This is a genomic window from Streptomyces sp. NPDC043685, from assembly GCF_056436585.1.
This window is the reverse complement of sequence record NZ_JBWKCH010000008.1, coordinates 85,923-105,122: the sequence shown is the minus strand read 5'-3', so window position 1 is coordinate 105,122 and position 19,200 is coordinate 85,923. Positions and strand designations below refer to the sequence as shown.

At 70.7% G+C, this 19,200-nt stretch carries 16 protein-coding genes; 6 read left to right on the top strand and 10 right to left on the bottom strand.

Going from position 1 to position 19,200, the window contains the following annotated elements; translation table 11 throughout:
- Positions 1 to 13 precede the first annotated feature (13 nt).
- From AC0665_RS25880 to AC0665_RS25860, 5 genes are all read left to right on the top strand, one after another.
- On the top strand, positions 14 to 1,996 hold the full coding sequence (locus AC0665_RS25880) for a pectinesterase family protein (RefSeq protein WP_478705873.1): 1,983 nt from the start codon (positions 14 to 16) through the stop codon (positions 1,994 to 1,996).
- A 49-nt stretch (positions 1,997 to 2,045) separates the two neighbouring features.
- Positions 2,046 to 3,392, top strand: coding sequence for an ABC transporter substrate-binding protein (locus AC0665_RS25875; protein WP_478705872.1), 1,347 nt, complete (start codon positions 2,046 to 2,048; stop codon positions 3,390 to 3,392).
- 146 nt (positions 3,393 to 3,538) lie between these two features.
- Entirely contained in the window at positions 3,539 to 4,336 is a 798-nt protein-coding gene (locus AC0665_RS25870; RefSeq protein ID WP_478705871.1) for a rhamnogalacturonan acetylesterase, read from the top strand.
- Positions 4,337 to 4,367: 31 nt separating this feature from the next.
- A complete protein-coding gene (locus AC0665_RS25865) occupies positions 4,368 to 5,708 on the top strand; it encodes a pectate lyase family protein (protein ID WP_478606992.1) in 1,341 nt (446 codons plus the stop codon).
- Positions 5,689 to 6,915, top strand: coding sequence for a dienelactone hydrolase family protein (locus tag AC0665_RS25860; protein WP_478705870.1), 1,227 nt, complete (start codon positions 5,689 to 5,691; stop codon positions 6,913 to 6,915). Before AC0665_RS25865 ends, AC0665_RS25860 begins: the two co-directional genes overlap by 20 nt.
- Positions 6,916 to 6,918: 3 nt before the next feature.
- On the opposite strand, the gene AC0665_RS25855 is transcribed toward AC0665_RS25860, so the two are convergent.
- The 5 genes from AC0665_RS25855 to AC0665_RS25835 form a co-directional block, all read right to left on the bottom strand.
- Positions 6,919 to 9,135, bottom strand: a complete 2,217-nt coding sequence (locus AC0665_RS25855; protein ID WP_478705869.1) for a glycoside hydrolase family 43 protein — start codon at positions 9,133 to 9,135, stop codon at positions 6,919 to 6,921.
- A gap of 327 nt (positions 9,136 to 9,462) precedes the next feature.
- On the bottom strand, positions 9,463 to 9,591 hold the full coding sequence (locus AC0665_RS25850) for a hypothetical protein (protein ID WP_478606986.1): 129 nt from the start codon (positions 9,589 to 9,591) through the stop codon (positions 9,463 to 9,465).
- 416 nt (positions 9,592 to 10,007) lie between these two features.
- The gene (locus tag AC0665_RS25845; protein ID WP_478705868.1) at positions 10,008 to 10,841 is read right to left on the bottom strand and encodes a pectate lyase; all 834 of its coding nucleotides are present in this window, start codon (positions 10,839 to 10,841) and stop codon (positions 10,008 to 10,010) included.
- 97 nt (positions 10,842 to 10,938) lie between these two features.
- Positions 10,939 to 11,781 carry a hypothetical protein gene (locus tag AC0665_RS25840; RefSeq protein WP_478705867.1) on the bottom strand — a complete coding sequence of 281 codons (843 nt, stop codon included), beginning with the start codon at positions 11,779 to 11,781 and terminating at the stop codon, positions 10,939 to 10,941.
- A complete protein-coding gene (locus AC0665_RS25835) occupies positions 11,778 to 12,377 on the bottom strand; it encodes a SigE family RNA polymerase sigma factor (protein WP_468410882.1) in 600 nt (199 codons plus the stop codon). Before AC0665_RS25835 ends, AC0665_RS25840 begins: the two co-directional genes overlap by 4 nt.
- Positions 12,378 to 12,647: 270 nt before the next feature.
- Here AC0665_RS25835 and AC0665_RS25830 point away from each other — a divergent pair, with 270 nt between their 5' ends.
- On the top strand, positions 12,648 to 14,105 hold the full coding sequence (locus AC0665_RS25830; protein ID WP_468410880.1) for an NCS2 family permease: 1,458 nt from the start codon (positions 12,648 to 12,650) through the stop codon (positions 14,103 to 14,105).
- Between the two features lie 93 nt (positions 14,106 to 14,198).
- Here the strand turns inward: AC0665_RS25830 and AC0665_RS25825 are convergent, their stop codons facing one another.
- The 5 genes from AC0665_RS25825 to AC0665_RS25805 all read right to left on the bottom strand — a co-directional run bounded on the left by AC0665_RS25825 (position 14,199) and on the right by AC0665_RS25805 (position 19,199).
- Complete coding sequence (locus AC0665_RS25825) at positions 14,199 to 15,656, bottom strand: peptidoglycan D,D-transpeptidase FtsI family protein (RefSeq protein WP_478510016.1); 1,458 nt, start codon at positions 15,654 to 15,656, stop codon at positions 14,199 to 14,201.
- Between the two features lie 76 nt (positions 15,657 to 15,732).
- Complete coding sequence (locus AC0665_RS25820) at positions 15,733 to 16,395, bottom strand: response regulator transcription factor (protein ID WP_468637681.1); 663 nt, start codon at positions 16,393 to 16,395, stop codon at positions 15,733 to 15,735.
- The gene (locus AC0665_RS25815; protein ID WP_478705866.1) at positions 16,392 to 17,645 is read right to left on the bottom strand and encodes a sensor histidine kinase; all 1,254 of its coding nucleotides are present in this window, start codon (positions 17,643 to 17,645) and stop codon (positions 16,392 to 16,394) included. Before AC0665_RS25815 ends, AC0665_RS25820 begins: the two co-directional genes overlap by 4 nt.
- A complete protein-coding gene (locus AC0665_RS25810) occupies positions 17,642 to 18,637 on the bottom strand; it encodes a hypothetical protein (RefSeq protein ID WP_478705865.1) in 996 nt (331 codons plus the stop codon). Before AC0665_RS25810 ends, AC0665_RS25815 begins: the two co-directional genes overlap by 4 nt.
- Before the next feature lie 88 nt (positions 18,638 to 18,725).
- Positions 18,726 to 19,199, bottom strand: coding sequence for a GNAT family N-acetyltransferase (locus tag AC0665_RS25805; protein WP_468410870.1), 474 nt, complete (start codon positions 19,197 to 19,199; stop codon positions 18,726 to 18,728).
- Between the last annotated feature and the right edge of the window lies 1 nt (position 19,200).

Below are 19,200 nucleotides of genomic sequence, written 5' to 3'. Positions count from 1 at the left end.
GTTGGGAGCCGCAATGACGCACTTCCGTAGCAAGCGCTTGCCCAGACCGGGTGCCGCCCTGGCCGCCGTAGCGGGCCTGGTCGCCGCCCTGGGACTGGGCGCGACCGGGGAGGCGGGGGCAGCCGAACCCGCCCGTGCCGCACCCTCCGCGGCGGCCGCCCGCTGGACCGACCAGGCCCACGGCTTCGCCTCGCTGGCCGGAGGCACCACGGGCGGTGCCGGCGGCAAGGTCGTCACGGTCACCGACCAGGCCTCGCTGGCGAAGTACGCGGCCGCCGAGGAGCCGTACGTCATCCGGGTGGCGGGGTCGGTCGCCGTCGAGCCCTTCGGCTCGGACATCGTCGTCGCCTCCGACAAGACGATCATCGGCGTCGGCGACACCGGCGAGATCGTCCACGGCGAACTGCACCTCGCCCCCGGCACGCACAACGTCATCATCCGCAACCTGACGATCCGCGACTCCTACGTCGAAGGCGACTGGGACGGCAAGACCTCCGACTTCGACGCCATCCAGATGGACGCCGTCCACCACGTCTGGATCGACCACAACCGCTTCACCCACATGGGCGACGGCCTGCTCGACATCCGCAAGGACAGTCAGTACGTGACCGTCTCCTACAACCAGTTCAGCAACCACAACAAGGCGTTCGGGATCGGCTGGACGTCCAACGTCCAGACGCAGATCACCATCGACCACAACTGGTTCACCGGCACGAAGCAGCGCAATCCCTCGGCGGACAACTGCGCCTACGCGCACCTCTACAACAACTACGTCTCGGCGCAGGTGGCCGACGGCGACCCCGTGTGGACCTACGGGAACTGGTCCCGGGGCCGCACCAGAATGGTCATCGAGAACGGTTACTACGACCGGGTCCAGCACCCCTACCAGGCCGACGCCACCGCCGAGCTGGTGGAGCGGGGATCGATCCTGAGGCGGACGAGCGGGCGGACCGACGAGTGGGGTGCCGCCTTCGACCCGCGGGACTTCTACGACTACCGGCTCGACCCCGCCCGGGCCGTGCCCGCCCTGGTGAAGAAGTACTCCGGTCCGCAGCGCCGGATCGGCGTGACCCTCGACGTCCCGGGCGCCTACCCGACCGTGCAGGCCGCCGTGGACGCAGTGCCCGACGGCAACGACGTGCCGGTGACGATCGCGGTCGCGCCGGGCACCTACCGGGAGAAGGTGTTCATCCCCGCGGCCAAGCCGAAGATCGTGCTCCAGGGAACCGGACGCGACCGCTCCGACACCGTCGTCGTCCACAACACCCCGGCCGAGTACGGCGGTTCGACGGGCAGCGCCACCGTGCGGATCGCCGCGAACGACGTCACCGCACGCAACCTCACCTTCAGCAACGACTTCGACGAGGCCGCGGTCGAGCTGAAGGGCGAGCAGGCCCTCGCCATGAAGACGACCGGCGACCGGATCGTCTTCGAGAACACCGCCTTCCTGGGAAACCAGGACACCCTGATGACCGACAGCCCCAAGCTGAACGTGATCAGCCGGGTGTACGTCCGCGACTCCTACATCGAGGGCGACGTCGACTTCATCTACGGGCGGGCGACGACCGTGATCGAGCGGTCCGTGATCAAGGCACTGAACCGCGGGTCGACGACCAACAACGGGTGGATCACCGCCCCTTCGACATGGACGGGCAACCCTTACGGGTTCCTGATCACCCGCTCGAAGATCGTGAGCGACGCGCCGGAGGCGAGCTTCCACCTCGGCAGGCCCTGGCACCCGGGCGGCGAACCGAACGCGGTGGGCCAGGTGCTGATCCGCGACACCCGGCTGCCCGCCGCGATCAAGGCCACGCCGTGGACCGACATGAGCGGCTTCTCGTGGAAGGACGCGCGCTTCACGGAGTACCGGAACTACGGCCCGGGATCCGCTGTCACCCCGGACCGGCCGCAGATGAGCGACGAGGACGCGAAGACGCACACCGTCACCGCCTACCTCAAGGGCAGCGACAACTGGGCGCCCCACGCACGCCACTGACCCCCCACGACTTCATATCTCCGTCTGATCCAGAAGAGAGAACCGACCCATGAAGAGCAGCATCCGCAGAAGCAGGCGTGCGGCCACGGCCGTCGCCCTGGGCTCCGTCCTCGCCCTGACCGCGACCGCCTGTGGCGACGACGGCAGCGGCGCCGGGGGCGACAAGGGCGCCGAGGGCAGCGGCAAGGGCAAGATCGTCTTCTGGGACAACAACGGCGGTGTCCGCACGGACATCTGGAAGCAGATCATCGCCGACTTCGAGAAGGCGAACCCGTCCGTCAAGGTCGAGTACGTCGGAATCTCCGCCACCGAGTACCAGTCCAAGGTCGACACCGCGATCCAGGGCGGCGGCCTGCCGGACGTCGGCGGTGTCGGCGCGGCGATGGCCGCCGGGTTCGCCGCCCAGAACGCGCTGGACCCGCTGGACGGCCGGCTCGGCAAGTCCGTGCTCAAGGACAAGCTCAACAAGGGCATGGTCGAGTCGCTGAAGTCCGCCGGCGGCGGCGACGCGCTGTACTCGATCCCGACCTCCGCGAACAACGGCACCCTCTACTACCGCACCGACCTGTTCCAGAAGGCCGGCCTGGACGCGCCCACCACCTGGGACAAGTTCTACGCCGCCGCCGAGAAGCTCACCGACGCCAAGAAGAACGAGTTCGGCTACACCATCCGCGGCGGCGCCGGCTCCATCGCACAGGCACTGGACGCGATGTACGGGCAGTCCGGCATCACGTCCTTCTGGGACGCCGGCGGCAAGAAGACCACGCTCAACAACCCGAAGAACGTCGAGGCGCTGGAGAAGTACGCCGCCCTGTACAAGAAGTACACGCCGGCCGCCGACCTCAACAACGACTTCACCAAGATGGTCGCGCAGTGGGACTCCGGCACCATCGGGATGCTCAACCACAACCTGGGCTCCTACCAGGACCACGTGAAGGCGCTCGGCCCCGACAAGTTCCGCGGCATACCGCAGCCCACCGGCCCCCGCGGCAAGCGCGTGCAGGTCTCCAACCCGGTCGACGGCCTCGGCCTGTTCAAGAGCTCCAAGAACAAGGAGGCCGCCTGGAAGTTCATCGAGTTCGCCGCCTCGCACCAGTCCAACTCCAAGTGGAACGAGTCGGCCGGCGCCATCCCGTCCAACACCGACGCGGCCAAGGACGCCTGGATCTCCGAGGCCGAGCCGACCAAGCTCGCCGCCGAGGCCCTCAACGACGGCTCCACCACCATCGTCCAGCTCCCGTACTACCTGCCGGACTGGAACACCATCTCCAAGGCCGACAACGAGCCCGCCTTCCAGAAGGTCCTGCTCGGTGACATGAGCGCCAAGGACTTCCTGGACAAGATGGCCGACCAGCTGAACGAGGCCCAGGCGGAGTGGGACCAGCAGAAGGGCTGAGCCGGCCGGTCACGTCCGGGACGGCCTGTGGGCCGCAGGCCGTCCCGGACGGGCCGCCCCCCCCGGCGGCACCCCGTCACCGCAGGCCGCGCACCTGCGGGACACACCCCCGCGCCCCTGAAAGCCCCTGGACAGAAGGGTTTGTCGTGACACTGAGCCGTAGACAAGTCACCGCGGCCGCTGCCGCCGCCGTTCCTCTCGCCTTCGCCACGACCGGTACCGCCCGGGCCACCGGCCGCCGCACCCGGACCCTGTACATCGCCGGTGACTCCACCGCCGCCCAGAAGTACGCCGACGCGGCGCCCGAGACCGGGTGGGGAATGGCGCTTGCGTTCTTCCTCCACAAGGACCGGCCGGTCGCCAACCACGCCGTCAACGGCCGCAGTTCCAAGAGCTTCATCGACGAGGGACGACTCGGTGTCGTCCTGCGGCAGATCCAGCCGGGTGACGTCCTGCTCATCCAGTTCGGTCACAACGACGAGAAGACGGAGGACCCCACGCGGTACACCGAGCCCTGGTCGACGTACCAGGACCACCTGCGGCAGTACATCGACGGGGCCCGGGCACGCGGGGCGCGGCCCGTGCTCGCCACGTCCGTCGAGCGGCGCAAGTTCGACGCAGCGGGCAAGGCGTTGCCGACGCACCGCGACTACCCGGCGGCGATGCGGGCGCTCGCCAAGGAGGAGCAGGTGACGCTGCTCGACATCCAGGCGCTGTCGATCGCGCTGTGGCAGCGGCTGGGGGTCGAGGAGACGAAGAAGTACTTCAACTGGACCGCGACCGAGCAGGACAACACGCACTTCAACCCGCCCGGCGCGATCGCCGTCGCGCGGCTCGTCGCGCGGGAGCTGCTGCGCACCCGGGTGCTCGCGCCGGGCGAGGTGCGCCGGCTGGACGACACGATTCCCGAGTCCTGGATCACCTGGCCGAAGGCCACCGCGTAGCACCCCCGTCCTCGAAAAGGAGATCCGCATCATGAACGCAACTCGATGGCATGAGCATGCCATGCTGAAAAGAGCCGCCGCCCTCGCCGGCTGCACCGCGCTGGTGCTGTCCCTCACCGCGACCGCCACCGCCGTCGGGGCCGGGGCCGGGGCCGACTCCCGTGATCCCGCCCGGCAGACACTCGGCGCCGCAGACGGCTGGGGGGCCCACGGCACCGGGACCACCGGCGGTGCCGCCGCCGACGCCGCGCGCGTGTACACCGTGACCACCTGGGCCCAGTTCAAGGCCGCCCTCGCCGCGCAGGGCAGCGCGCCGAGGATCATCAAGGTGAAGGGGACCATCGACGCGGTCTCCGAAGGGTGCGACGCCTTCGCCGTTCCCGGCTACGACTTCGACGCCTACCTCGAGAAGTACGCGCCCGAGACGTGGGGGCTCGACAAGGACCTGAGCCAGGAGCCCGCCGACAGCCCCGAGGGACTGCGCCGCGCCTCCGCCGACAACCAGGACCGGGCCATCAAGGCCGCCGTGCCCGCCGACACCACCATCATCGGAGTCGGGAAGAACGCGGGCTTCAAGGGCGCCAGCCTCCAGATCAAGGGCGTCGACAACGTCATCGTCCGCAACCTCACCTTCGAGAGCCCCCTCGACTGCTTCCCGCAGTGGGACCCGACCGACACCTCCACCGGAGCCTGGAACTCCGAGTACGACACCGCCGTCGTCTACGGCTCCACCCACGTCTGGATGGACCACAACACCTTCACCGACGGCAGCCACCCCGACAGCGAGGCGCCGACGTACTTCGGCGCGCTGTACCAGCAGCACGACGGTGAGCTGGACATCGTCCGGGGATCCGACTACGTCACCGCCTCGTGGAACGTGTTCGCCGACCACGACAAGACGCTCATGATCGGCAACAGCGACAGCGAGTCGACGGCCGCGGGCGACCGAGGCAAGCTCAAGGTGACGCTCCACCACAACCTGTTCCGGAAGGTGGTCGAGCGCGCCCCGCGTGTCCGCTTCGGGCAGGTCGACGCGTACAACAACCACTTCGTGGCCGGCCAGGACTACGTCTACAGCTTCGGCATCGGCAAGGAGTCCCGGCTCGTCGCCGAGCACAACGCCTTCACGCTGCCGAAGGGGATCAGCCCGGCGAAGATCCTCAAGAAGTGGATGGAGGCCCCGGTCACCGCCACCGACAACTACGTCAACGGCAAGAAGACCGACCTGATCGCCGTGCACAACGCGCAGATCCCCGAGGAGACCCTCCAGTCGGGCGCCGGCTGGACGCCGGCCCTGCGCACCAAGGTCGACCCGGGGAAGGCCGTCCCCGCGATCGTCGACCACCGCGCGGGTGCCGGCCGTATCCGCTGACGCCCCCGAGACGGGCCGGGACGGGCGCCCGCCACGAGGTGCGCCTGTCCCGGTCTCCCGACCGGACCACCCCTGCCCGCACGAGCCGCACCGTGAAGCGAAGGGACAGCCGCATGCCGGAGCGGTGGGCGGGGCGGAGGCGGCCGTGGTGGACGGACCACTGCCCGGCTTCCACCCGGCCCTGAAGGACGCCCTCACCTTCCCGCTCGCCTGGGGCCGGTCCCCGGTCTGCGACGTCCGTGCCTGGCGGCGGGCCGCCCGGGCAGCCGTCGAGGAGCACCTCCTCGTCGAACGGCAGGACGGGACGCCGTACGCGCCGGAGTTCACCGGCCGATGCCGTACGCGCGACTACACGCGAGAGCTCGTCACCGTCTCCCACACCCGCTACGAACGGGTCCGCGGCGCCCTGCTCACCCCGCACGGCCGCGGGCCCTTCCCGGCGGTGCTGCTCCTGCACGACCACGGCGCCAGGTTCGACATCGGCAAGGAGAAACTCGTCCGGCCCTGGTACGACGACACGCGGCTCGCGTCCGCCCGGTCATGGGCGGACACGTACTTCAGCGGACGGTTCGTCGGGGACGAGCTGGCCCGGCGCGGCCATGTGGTGCTGTGCCTGGACGCCCTGGGCTGGGGCGACCGGGGCCCGCTCGCCTACGACCAGCAGCAGGCCCTGGCGTCCAACCTCTTCCACCTGGGCTCCTCGCTCGCCGGGCTCATGGCGAGGGAGGACCAGCGGGCCGCCGCCTTCCTGGCCGGACTGGACCGGGTGGACGCCCGGCGGGTCGCGGCCGTCGGCTTCTCCATGGGCGCCTACCGGGCCTGGCAGACCGCCGCCCTCAGCGACCACGTCGCGGCCGCCGCGAGCGTCTGCTGGATGACCGGGCTGAAGGAGATGATGGTGCCCGGGAACAACACGCTGCGCGGGCAGTCGGCGTACTACATGCTCCACCCCGGGCTCGCCCGGCACCTCGACATCCCCGATGTGGCGAGCATCGCCGCACCCAAGCCGATGCTGTTCTTCCACGGCGGCCTCGACACGCTGTTCCCGGCCGAGGGTGTGCGGGTCGCGTACGACAGGCTGCGTGCCGTCTGGCGCGCGCACCACGCGGAGGAGCGGATCACGACGAAGACGTGGCCGGAGCTCGGCCACGTCTTCACCGACACGATGCAGGACGAGATCGTCAGCTGGCTCGACGACGTCCTGTGAGACTCACCGCCGCACCGGCTTGATGCCCTCCAGGGTCGGTACCACCGGCTTGATCGTTCCGTCGGCCGCGAACTCCATGCGGTCGATGGTCGTTTCGCGGTGCATGCCGTCACCGCCGGGCAGGCCGGGCCCGTTGAGGGCGAACCGGTGGTAGACCATGTACCAGTCGTCGGTGCCGGGGGTGTTGACCACCGAGTGGTGGCCGGTGCCGAGGATGCCGTACTCGGGCCGCTTCTGAAGGATCGTCCCGCGTTTGGTCCACGGGCCGAGCGGGGACGGTCCCGTCGCGTAGGCCACGTGGTAGTTCTCGCTGCGGGTGTCGTCCTCCGACCACATGAAGTAGTACGTGCCCTTCCGCTTGATCACGAAGGAGCCCTCGCGGAAGTTCGCCGGGGTGATGTCCCGCACCTTCGAGGCGTCGTACGACACCATGTCGTCGTTGAGCGGCACCACGTACCCGCGGCCGTTGCCCCAGTACAGGTAGGCCTGGCCGTCGTCGTCCGTGAAGACCGCCGGGTCGATCATCTGGCCCGGCAGCGATCCGCCCTTGGCGACCAGCGGCTTGCCGAGCGCGTCCTTGAAGGGGCCGGCGGGGGAGTCGGCCACCGCCACGCCGATCTGCTGCTCGGCGCAGAAGTAGAAGTAGTACCTGCCGTTCCGCTCGGCGATCGCGGGCGCCCAGGCGTACTTGTCCGCCCAGGCCACGTCCGGCCCGAGGTCGAGGATGACGCCGTGGTCCTTCCAGTGGACCAGGTCCTTCGACGAGTACGCCTTGAACTTCGTGCCGCTCCAGCCCTGGAAGCCGTCCGTCGTCGGGTAGATCCAGTAACGGCCGTTCAGGTAGTGCACGTCGGGGTCGGCGTTCAGGCCCGGCAGGAGCGGGCTGCGGGTGCGGACCGCCTCGACCGTCCAGGTGCGCTTCGTGCCGTCGGCGGCCGTCACGGTGTACGTCCGCGGCGTGCGGAAGTCGCGGCGGGTGCCGGACTTCGGGCTCAGCGTGGCGCCCTCACCCACCCACAGCTTCGGGGCGAGGCCCCGCAGATCGGCGTCCGGCCTCATCGGCAGGACGACCTTCGAGGCGCTGTCCGTGACGATCGCGTAGCCCTTCTGGTGCTTCGCCGTCGCGTCCACGACCGAGGTGGGCGTCGACGGGTAGGCGGCCAGCAGGCGGTCGTACTCCTTCTGCGTCACCGGAAGCACGGTGCCGTGCCGGGGGCTCGCCGGGAGCTGGTAGTCCGTGGAGGGGGTCCACTTGCCGGAGGCGAGGTCGGTGGTCTCGAACGGGACGTAGCCCCGGCCGCCGTACTCGTCGATGAACAGGTACCACTTCTTCTCGGTGTTCGACTTGAACACCGTCGGGCCCTCACCGCGGTCCATGGCGCCCTTGCCGATGCAGTCGGCCACGAAGTCGTACTTCGCCGAGGTCAGGGAGGTGGACTTCTCCCCGGTGATGAACTTGGAGCACGGGCTGGAGGAACTGGGGTCCCGCTCGTCCTTGGTGTAGCGGTAGTACTCGTCCTTGTACTTCACGACCGTGGAGTCGATCACCGAGTAACCCGGGTCGTTCCAGACCTTCGGCTCGCTGAAGGTGCGGAAGTCCTTCGTCGTGGCGTACAGCATCTTGTTGTACGTGTTGCCCTTGTGGTCCGGATCGTCGTCGGCGTACAGCTTCGACGCCCAGAAGACGACGTAGGCGTCGAGCTCGTCGTCCCAGTAGGCCTCCGGGGCCCAGGTGTTGCCGGCGCTGTCCGGGGAGACCTTCACCAGGCGCTGGTCGGTCCAGTGGACCAGGTCGGTGGACTCCCAGACCATGATCGACTTGCTGCCGTGCCGCTGCACCTGGTCCCAGCTGCCGCTGGAGTTCTGGTACATCCGCAGGTCGGTGGCGATCAGGTAGAACTTGTCGCCCTCGGGGGAGCGGATGACGAACGGGTCGCGCAGGCCCTTCTCGCCGGTCGTGGACGTCAGCACGGGCTTGCCGGCGTTCAGCTCCCGCCAGTGCAGCGGGTCGTTGCCGCGGCTGAGGGCATAGCGGATCTGCTCGCCGTCGGCGGTGCCCTCGCCCGTGAAGTAGGCGAAGAGATAGCCGGCGTACTTGCTGTGCTTCACGGGTGGGGCTCCGGGGTCTGCGGTGCTGGGCGGTGCCGTGAGGAGGGTCAGGAAAAGGCCGGTCAGGGCCAGGAGGGGAAGCAGGAGCGTGCGGGCGATGCGGGGGCGCATGACACTTCCTGTCGGAGTGTGGGGGATTCTGTTGGATGGCAGCCCTCGGAGTTTCACCGGAGGGACGCGAGGCGTCAACGGGTGCGCGTGAGGCCGGTGTTACCGAAACTTTCGGAACCCTGGGGCGCTCACACCCGGTGGCGGCAACCCGTCCCGGTGCGGCGGCGACTGGTGGACGGGAACGGGCCGGAGCGGGCCCCTTCGAACCGTTTCCGTCCCCGATCCCCCAGGAAGGGAACGCTCCGTGCTGCCGAGCACCGGACGCCGCCGCAGGACCCGCACGTTCTCCGTCGCCGCCGTGGTCTGTGCCGCGGGGGCCGGCGGCGTCTACCTCGGGCTGTCGACCGGCGGCGCGCAGGCCGCCTCGACGACGGTCACCGTCTCCACCACGGCCCAGCCCACCGAGGCCGTGAGGAACGCCGGCGCCGGTACGGTGATCGAGGTCCGCGGCGGCACGACAACGGCGGCTCCGGCTTCACCCTGCGCGGCGACGGCACCACCGGCAACTCCTGGGACAGGGGCGTCGTCACCCCGCCCTTCAGGTCGACGGACGCGGCCGGCGCGTACGCGGCGCGCCGGGCGGACGGGTCCCTGCCCGCGACGACGTTCCTGACGACCGGATCCACAACCCTCGGCACGACGATGGACTGAGGGCGCGCCGCGGGGAACCGCAGACACGGCGACGCCCCCGCCGGTGCGAAACGGCGGGGGCGTCCTGCCGACCGGCCGAGGGGGGCTCGACCGGTACCGTCCGGCCGACCGGAGGGGGGCTCCGGAAGGCCGAGGTGCCGGGACGTCCGACTGGGGGGCCGGACACCCGGCATCCGGCCGGGCCCAAGGGGGGACGAGGGCCGGCCGGAGTCACTGGGGGCCTACTGGTAACTGATGTCCGAGGCCTGGAACTTGCAGGTCTTGCCGTCCGGACCGGGCGGCGTCAGCTCCTTGGGCTCCTTGCCCGTGTTGTTGCCCTCGAAGCGCACACACGTCTTGATCTTCTTCTTGCTGTCGCCGTGGATGCGGATCTTCGACAGCGTCGCCGTGTCGCCGTAATTGGCGTTCACACCGACGATCGAGTTCATCGGTGCCGTCACGTCGATGTCGCTGAGCACGATCGTGCGCTTGTACTGCGTCTTGCAGTTGCCGCAGGAGCGGACCAGCTTGCCGGCGTTCTGCACCTGGAAGCCCGACACGTTCAGCGTGCCGGCGCCGTTGAACTGGAGCACCTTGTCGTCGGCGTTCTTCGCGCCGCCGCCGATCACCTTGTACACGGCGGACGAGGACTTGCCCTTGAAGCTGGCCGCGTCCTCGCCGACGTCCGTCCACCACACGTTCTGGAGTGTGCAACTGCCCTTGCAGTGCACGCCGTCCGCGGCCGGGGTGCCGATGATGACGTTCTTGAGGACCGCGCCGTCGGCCAGCTCGAAGAGCGGGGCCTGGCCCTCGTCCTGGCTGCCGCCGCCGAGCGCGCCGGTGCCGTAGAACATCTTCATGCCGCCGTCGCGCACACCGGAGACCGGGATGGTCTTCGAGACGGGGGTCTTGCCCGTGTCCGCGGGCCAGGAGGACGCGGCGCCCGCCGTCGACAGCATCGACGTGGTGACGAACGCCGCACCGGTGATCCCGAACGCGGACACCCCGGCGATCATCGCCCGCCGCAGGGTGACCCGGCGGCGGTGGCGGACGCGCTGTTGCGCTGGTGCAGTCATGTACGGATTCCTCAGCTGGGGGGTGACTCTTGCGCCTGGTGGTCGTCACCGGTCAGGAAAGGGTTGCCGCCGGTTCGGAAATCTTCGCGCGCCCCCGTCATTCGTCGTCCACGGCGGCGAAACCACCGCCCACCGACAGCTGCCGCGCACCGGCGGCGGCCGTCACCGCGTAGGTGTCCTCACCCGCGTCACGGCCGCCGCGCGCGTGACCGAACTGACCCGCGAACACCCACTCGCCCACCGGGACCGTACGGCCTTCCCTGAGGGTCCAGGTGTAGACGAGGAAGCCGTCCCGCTCGGCGACCGAGAGGGTGAAGTCCCCCTCGGGCAGGGAACGCCAGGCGCCGGCGTCGGAGACCCCGCCGGTCTGCGCGACCTTCAGCCGCACCGTCAGCGCGGTCAGTGGCTCACGGGTCTTGAGGGTGATGTTGCTCTGCGCCCAGAAGTCGTTGCTGTGCGGGTCGACCGACCCGTCCGACCACAGCGGACCGTCCTCGGCGCGGGCGGCGGGCGGCCGCTCGGGGGGCGGGGCGCTCGGCGTCCCGGACGGAGGCTGGCCGGTCTCGCGGCGCTCCCGCGGGCTGCTCGGCACCGGCTCCTCGGGAGCCGGAGACGCGGGCGCCCGGCTCGTCGCCTCCGGGGACGGGGTGGGCGTCGCGGAGGTCGCCACCTCCCGCTGCCGCGGGGCGGTCTCCTCCTTCACCGCGGACGCCACCGCGTAACCGCCCACCGCGAGGACACCGGCGACCGCGGCCGTCGCACCGGCCACCCGCATCCAGCCGACCACCGGCGGACGCGTCGCCCGATGGCCGGAACCGGACGGAGCGGCCATGCCGCGCTCGATCCGGGCCAGCATGCGCTCCCGGTCGGGCTCATGCGTCCCGGCCGCCTCGTGCAGCCGGGTACGCAGCTCCTCGTGCACGTCGCGCCGCATGGTCATCGGTCCCTCCCTCCGCCCTCACCGGTGCGCACGCCCTCCACGGCGGGGGAGCAGCGGGGCGCCCCCACCGCCACCTGCATCCGCTGCGGCACGCCCCGTGTCCCCAGCAACCGCTGAAGTTCGGCCATTCCCTTCGAGGTCTGGCTCTTCACGGTACCCACCGACACCCCGAGCGCCAGCGCGGTGTCCTTCTCCGACAGGTCGAACGCGTGCCGCAGGACGACACACGCGCGCTTGCGGAACGGCAGCCTGCGCAACGCCTCCTGCACGTCGACCACGCCCGCGACGTCCGGGTTCTCGGTGTTCTCCTCGCGCTGCGACCAGAACAGGGCGATGCGCCGCCGCTCGCGCACCGCACTGCGGATGCGGCTCCGGGCCAGGTTGGCCACCACCCCGCGCGCGTACGCCACCGGATGGTCGGCCGCGCGCACCCGGTCCCAGCGGTGCCACAGCGCCAGCAACGCGTCCGCCGCCAGATCGTCGGCGGTGTCCGACTCGCCCGTCAGCAGATGGGCCAGACGCGACAGTTCGGCGTAATGGCGCTCGAAGAAGGCGTGGAACTCCACGGAGGCGGCGTCGTCGACGACTGTGCCCACGGGCGACCTCTCCTCGCAGCGGCTGCGGGCGCTCCCGGCCGGGGCACCCTGTGACTGTCATGCAGATGACATGTGATCATCCGGGGGAGACCCGGACGAGATCGGGAAGCGTAGCAGCGATCGTTGAACGGTTCGTACGGAGCTTCGAACGGTGTATGGCGGGCCGGACCTCGATTCCGTAACACGGAGAAAACCTGAACGGGGTTCACGACGGGCACAATCCGGCCAGCATCCGCACACCGATCACCCAGGCACCGAGGAGCACGCGACATGTCCGAACCGCAGCAGGTCACCGACCGGCCACCCGTCAAGGAAGCCGGGGCGAACAGCGTCGACCGGTTCTTCCGGATCTCCGAGCGAGGTTCCACCTTCGGCCGGGAGATCCGCGGCGGCTTCGCCACCTTCTTCACGATGGCCTACATCCTTGTCCTGAATCCCATCATCCTGGGCAGCGCGAAGGACAAGTTCGGGCACCAGCTGGACGCCGTCCAGCTCACCACCGCCACCGCCCTGGTGGCCGCGGTCATGACGATCATCATGGGCGTCGGCGGCAACCTGCCCCTGGCGCTGGCCGCCGGACTCGGCCTGAACGCCGTGGTCGCCTTCCAGATCGCCCCGCTGATGAGCTGGGACGACGCGATGGGCCTGATCGTCCTCGAAGGCCTGCTGATCTGCGTGCTGGTGGTGACCGGCCTGCGCGAGGCCGTCATGCACGCGATACCCCAGCCGCTCAAGCAGGCGATCAGCGTCGGCATCGGCCTGTTCATCGCCTTCATCGGCTTCGTCGACGCCGGGTTCGTCAGCCGCATCCCCGACGCCGCGAACACCACCGTGCCCGTTCAGCTGGGCGGCACCGGCACCCTGGCCGGCTGGCCGATGCTCGTCTTCTGCCTCGGCGTGCTGCTGACCATCGGACTGCTCGCCCGCAAGGTCAAGGGCGCCATCCTCATCAGCATCGTCACCATGACCGCGCTGGCGATCGTGATCAACTCCCTCGCCGACATCAAGTCCTGGGGCCTGACCACACCGTCCTGGCCGGACAAGCTCGTCGACGCCCCCGACTTCGGACTCATCGGCCACTTCGACCTGTTCGGCGCCTTCGGCGCCCCCGGCGTCGGTGTCGTCACCGTCGTCCTGCTGATCTTCACGCTGATCCTGTCCGACTTCTTCGACACCATGGGCACGGTCGTCGGCATCAGCGCCGAGGCGGGCCTGCTCGACGAGGACGGCAAGGTCCCGAACCTCGGCCGGGTGCTGCTCATCGACGGTGCCGCGGCGGTCGCCGGCGGCGCGGCCTCCGCCTCCTCCGCGACCTCCTACATCGAGTCGGCGGCCGGCGTCGGCGAGGGCTCGCGCACCGGCTTCTCCAACCTCGTCACGGGCGGCCTGTTCGGCCTGGCGCTGTTCCTGACCCCACTGCTCACCATCGTCCCGCTCCAGGCCGCGGCCCCGGCCCTGGTCGCCGTCGGCTTCCTGATGATGACCCAGGTCAAGCACATCGACTGGGACCGCTACGACATCGCCATCCCGGCGTTCCTCACCATCGCCGTGATGCCGTTCACCTACTCCATCACCAACGGCATCGGCGCCGGTTTCCTCGCCTACGTCGTCATCAAGACCGTGCTCGGCAGGGCCAAGGAGGTCCACTGGCTGCTGTGGGGGACCTCGGCGCTGTTCCTGGTGTACTTCGCGATCGACCCGATCGAGCAGCTCCTCGGAGCGAAGTGACGCCGGACGGACGGTGACACGAGGACGGGCCGCCCCCGGGGGGAAGGGGGCGGCCCGTCTCGTCTGTACAGACGGCTTATCGGCGCCGGGGGTTCAGTCCTTGAGCGCCGCTTGCATCATCGCCTTGGCCACCGGCGCCGCCAGGCCGTTGCCGCTGACCTCCGAGCGGGCCGCGTCCGACTGCTCTACGACGACCGCCACGGCGACCTCCTTGCCCGAGGAGTCGGACTTGCCGTACGAGGTGAACCAGGCGTACGGCACCTGGCTGTTGTTCTCGCCGTGCTGGGCCGTACCCGTCTTGCCGCCCACGGTCGCGCCCGGGACCCGGGCGTTCGTACCCGTGCCCTTGTTCACGACCGTCTGCATCGCCGACTGCAACTGCTCGGCGGTCGAGGAGCTGACGATCTCCTTCGTGCCCGCGTCGTCGTCGTAGTCCTGGAGCACATCACCGCCGCTGTCGGTGATCTGGGAAACCATGTGCGGCGAGACCAGCTTGCCGCCGTTGGCGATGGCCGCCGACACCATGGCCATCTGCAACGGGGTCGCGGTGACGTCGAACTGGCCGATGCCCGTCAGGGCCGTCTGCGAGGGGTCCATGTCCGACGGGTACACGCTCGTGTAGGCCCGGACCGGCACGTCCTGCTTGTCGTCGTCGAAGCCGAACCTGTCGGCCATCGCCTTCACCTTGTCCTGGCCCAGCTTCACGGCCATCTTGGCGAAGACGTTGTTGCACGAGTACCTCAGCGCCGTACGTATCGAGGCGTTCGTGCAGGGCGCGTTCGGGTTCTCGTTGGACAGCTCACGGCTGGTGCCCGGCAGCGTGTACGGGTCGGGGCTGTCCGTCCTCTCGTCCACCGACGAGTACAGCCCGTCCTCCAGCGCGGCCGCCGCCACGACCAGCTTGAACGTCGAGCCCGGGGGCAGCGGCTGGCGCAGCGCACGGTTGGTCAGAGGCTTGTCCGGGTCCGTGGTGAGCTTCTTCCAGGCCGATCCCGCCGTGTTGGCGTCGGTCAGCGACGACGGATCGTACGACGGCGTCGACACCACCGCGAGGATCTTCCCGGTCTTCGGGTCGATGGCGACGGCGCCGCCCTTCTTGTCGCCGAGCGCCTCGTAGGCCGCCTTCTGCACATCCGGGTCGATGGTCGTGACCACGTTGCCCGGCTCCGCGCGCTGGTTGGTGAGCGTGTCCATCACGGACTTCAGCCGACTGTCCGTGCCGTTGAGCAGATCGGTGTAGATGCCCTCCAGTTGGGTCGGGGCGTACGCCTGCGACGCGTAGCCGGTCACCGCCGCGTACAGCGGGCCGTCCGTGTACGTCCGCTTGTACTTCAGGTCGCCCGTCTTCGTCGGCGCCGAGCCGGTGATCGACCGGCCGCCCACGATGATGTTGCCGAGCGGCGCCGAGTACGTCTCGATCGCGTTCCGCCGGTTGTCCTTGTCGTCTGCCAGCGCCCGGCCCTCGTAGAACTGCACCCAGGTCGCCCTGACCAGCAGAGCCAGAACCAGGAGCAGCGCGAAGACCGACGCGCGCCTGATCGTCTTGTTCATTCCGAACAGGAGGACGAGCCACACCGGGCGGAACGTTCCCGTCCGTCCTGGTTTCTCATCCGGAGGGGCCGATTTCTCATCCGCCGTTCAGAAAGCCCGCCTCGTACGCCGCGATCACCGCCTGGGTGCGGTCGCGGGTGCCGGTCTTGGCCAGCACCGCCGCGACGTGCGACTTCACCGTGGCCGGGCCGACCTCCATCCTGCGGGCGATCTCCGCGTTGGTCAGCCCCTGCGCCAGGTGCCCCAGCACCTCCCGCTCGCGTCCGGTGAGCTTCGCCACCCAGGTGGGCGGTGCCGGGTGCGTACGGGCGTGCTCGCTCGCCAGGGCGCGCACGGCCGCCGGGAACAGCAGGCTGTCGGTGCGCGCGACGAGCCGGACCGCCTGCACGAGCGTGTCGGCGTCCGCCCGTTTCAGCAGGAACCCGGCGGCCCCGGCACGCAGCGCGTCGTACACGTAGGAGTCGTTCTCGAAGGTCGTCACGACGACGATCCGGGGCGGCTCGTCCAGGGTGGCGAGGATCTGCTCGGTGGCGCGGATCCCGTCGGTCTCCGGCATCCGGACGTCCATGAGGACGACGTCCGGCCGCAGTGCCCGGACGACCGACACCGCCTCGGCGCCGGTGGCCGCCTCGCCCACCACCTCCAGGTCCGGCTCGGCGGAGAGGATGGCGCGCAGCGCGGTGCGCACCATGCGCTCGTCGTCGGCGAGGACGACACGGACGGTGGCCGGGCGGGTCATACGGGTCCCTTCATCGGCAGGCGTGCGTGCAGCCGCCAGGTGTGTGCCGTGGTCGGCCCGGCCGTCGCGGTGCCGCCCAGCAGCCTGGCCCGGTCCGCGATACCGCGCAGCCCGTGGCCGCCACCGGTGCGGGAGGGGGCCGGGCCGGTCACCGGGTTCTCCACGGTGATCTCCAGCTCCCCGCCCGTCAGCGCGACGCGCACCTCCACCGCGGCCTGCTCACCGGCGTGCTTGAGGGCGTTGCTCAGCCCCTCCTGCACGATGCGGTAGGCCTCGCGGGACAGCAGCGGGGGCAGCGCCCGCGGGTCGGTGTCCACGGCCGCGGTCACGCGCCGGCCACCCGCCCGGGTACGGCGCAGCAGCCCGTCGAGGTCCGCGGCGAGGGTGGGCGCGGGGGCCGTCCCGGGGGCGTCGCCGTCGCGCAACACGCCCAGGACGGCGTCGAGTTCGCCGACCGTACGGCGGGTCGTGTCCTCGATCGCGGCGAGGGCCTCGCGGACGAAGGCCGGGTCGGAGTCGAGGACCCGGCGGGCCGCGCTCGCCTGGAGGGTGACCGCGCTCAGGGCGTGGCCCACACTGTCGTGCAGTTCCCGCGCCAGCCGGTTGCGCACCGCGAGGTCGGCGGCGCGGGCCTCCGCGGCGGCGAGCCGCTCCCGGGGCGTGGGGCCGAGCAGCGGGACGGCCCAGCGGGCCAACAGGGCGCCGCAGCCCGCCGCGCAGCCGGCGAGGGCGACCAGCGAGGCCACGCCCGCGGCCGGGGCGAGCGCCAGGACCCAACCGTGGTCGAGGACTTCGGGCAGGTCGAGCAGGTCGCGGTCGAGTCCGGCGAGCACCGGCAGCACGATCAGGGCGGTGGCGAACGGCGGCAGCGCCAGCGACATCCCCGCGACGATCCCGCCGAACCCGAGATGCAGCGTGAACCAGGCCGCCGTACGGCCCTTCTCGCCCCGCGTCGCGGCGGGCCCGAAGGCGAGCCGGTCCGGGTCCACCCCGCACAGCCAGCGCACGGCGGCGGACTCCAGCGGCCGGGTGAGCGGGAACAGCGAGGTGACGGCCGCGAGCGGCAGACCCAGGCCGAACGAGGCGAGTTGGAGGGGAAACGAGCTGAAGACGTCCGCGGAGCCCACGGCCGGGCTGATGACCACCGAGCCGACCAGGACGTACGGCATGGCCAGCGCACCACCGAGGATCAGGTGGATCCAGCGAAGGCGGGCCCGCCGGCCGAACAGCGACCGGGCGGCCGCCTTCACGCCGCCCGCCGCGCGGCCCCGGCCGAGCGCTCCGCGAAGTGGTAGGCGCCGGCGGCGGCGACGAGGAGGCCCACGAGCATCTGGCCAGCGTAGGCGAGGTTCATCAGCGGCGTGGGGCGGTCGGCGAGGTCCGCCACGCCCCCGGCGGAGGCCAGCGACAGCCATCCGCCCCAGCAGGCCACGGCACTCGAGCCCACCCAGGCGAGACCGAGCGGCACCGACACGGGCAGCGCCCGGCCGCGCCGGAAGGCCGTCAGCCCGGCGCCGGCGACCGCCGCGAGGAGGAACACGACGTACAGCGCCTCCAGGACGCGGAAGTCACCGCCCCGGCCCCCGCTGAGCCCGAAGGAGACACCGCAGGCCCAGAGGGCGTGGAGCGTGATCGGCGGCAGGGCGAGCACGGCGGCGGTCGCGGCGAGGGCGCGGTGGGCCGGGCCGAGGGCACCGACGGGCAGGTCCCCCACCCGCCCGCGCCACAGATGTCCCCAGCGGTCCCGCGCGTAGAGGACGAACAGGCCGCCCAGCGCGAGCCCTTGCGCGATGAACCCCGTGTACACGACGGCGAACACCCACGCGTCCAGGAAGGCCTCCCGGCCCGCGGACGGGGCGCCGCCCGCACCGAACGCCCGCGCCACCAGCTGCGCCGGGAACCCGGCCATGATCGGCGCCAGCAGCCCGGTGGCGACCCACACCGGGAACGCGAGCAGCCAGGCGGGCACCCGCAGCCCCCAGGGCCGGGTCAGCACCAGCGCGAGCACGATCACCGCGCTGTCCAGCAGCATCGACAGCCCGTTGACGACGGCCATGGTCACTCGGTCGTCCAGCAGCGGGCTGCCCTCGGGAATCCCGAGGTGACTCCCCGCGATCCAGGCGGCCTTGAGAGCGAGGTAGGGCACGCAGGAGACGACGGCCACGGCACGGAGGATCCGCCGGGGGCGGCCGGCACGGCCGGCGGAGCCGGGAACGGCGGGGGGAGCGATCGACTGCGTCATGCGATCAGGCTCCCGCGGGGAAGGTGCCCGGCACCTCCTGCCCGGCGACGATCCGCCTCCGCCGGACGGGGGAGAACCCCGGGGCCGCTCAGCCCTCCAGGATCAGCACCGTCTCGTCGATCTCGGCACCCCGGGCCGGGGCGTACCCCCGTGCCGTCGCCACCGCACGGAACCCGCACTTGTCCAGCACGCGCAGCGACCCGGCGTTGTCCGACGCCGCCCGCGCGTACAGCGGGCGCTCGGGCACCTCGGCGAGCAGCGCCCGCAGGGCCCGGGTGGCGATGCCCTTGCCCCAGTACGCGCGGTCGATCCAGTACGTCACCTCGCGCTCGCCCGGCACCCCGTACACCCCCGCGCTGCCGACCACGTCCCCGTCGGCCAGGACCGTACGGACGACGACATCGGGCGAGGAGCGCATCCGGGACCAGCGGGTGTCGAAGGCGGCCCGGTCCGCCGGATCCTGCGGGGTGAAGGCCGCCAAGCGCAGGGACTCGGGGTCGTTCATCTGCCGGAAGAAGACCGGCAGATCGCTGTCGTGGACCGCGCGCAGCTCGACAATCATG

Excerpts from the sequence above, each read along its gene's own strand:
- AC0665_RS25880 (WP_478705873.1), top strand. The coding sequence starts at position 14 with ATGACGCACTTCCGTAGCAAGCGCTTGCCCAGACCGGGTGCCGCCCTG.
- AC0665_RS25875 (WP_478705872.1), top strand. The coding sequence starts at position 2,046 with ATGAAGAGCAGCATCCGCAGAAGCAGGCGTGCGGCCACGGCCGTCGCC.
- AC0665_RS25865 (WP_478606992.1), top strand. The coding sequence starts at position 4,368 with ATGAACGCAACTCGATGGCATGAGCATGCCATGCTGAAAAGAGCCGCC.
- AC0665_RS25855 (WP_478705869.1), bottom strand. The coding sequence starts at position 9,135 with ATGCGCCCCCGCATCGCCCGCACGCTCCTGCTTCCCCTCCTGGCCCTG.
- AC0665_RS25845 (WP_478705868.1), bottom strand. The coding sequence starts at position 10,841 with ATGACTGCACCAGCGCAACAGCGCGTCCGCCACCGCCGCCGGGTCACC.
- AC0665_RS25840 (WP_478705867.1), bottom strand. The coding sequence starts at position 11,781 with ATGACCATGCGGCGCGACGTGCACGAGGAGCTGCGTACCCGGCTGCAC.
- AC0665_RS25830 (WP_468410880.1), top strand. The coding sequence starts at position 12,648 with ATGTCCGAACCGCAGCAGGTCACCGACCGGCCACCCGTCAAGGAAGCC.
- AC0665_RS25825 (WP_478510016.1), bottom strand. The coding sequence starts at position 15,656 with ATGAACAAGACGATCAGGCGCGCGTCGGTCTTCGCGCTGCTCCTGGTT.
- AC0665_RS25820 (WP_468637681.1), bottom strand. The coding sequence starts at position 16,395 with ATGACCCGCCCGGCCACCGTCCGTGTCGTCCTCGCCGACGACGAGCGC.
- AC0665_RS25810 (WP_478705865.1), bottom strand. The coding sequence starts at position 18,637 with ATGACGCAGTCGATCGCTCCCCCCGCCGTTCCCGGCTCCGCCGGCCGT.
- AC0665_RS25805 (WP_468410870.1), bottom strand. The coding sequence starts at position 19,199 with ATGATTGTCGAGCTGCGCGCGGTCCACGACAGCGATCTGCCGGTCTTC.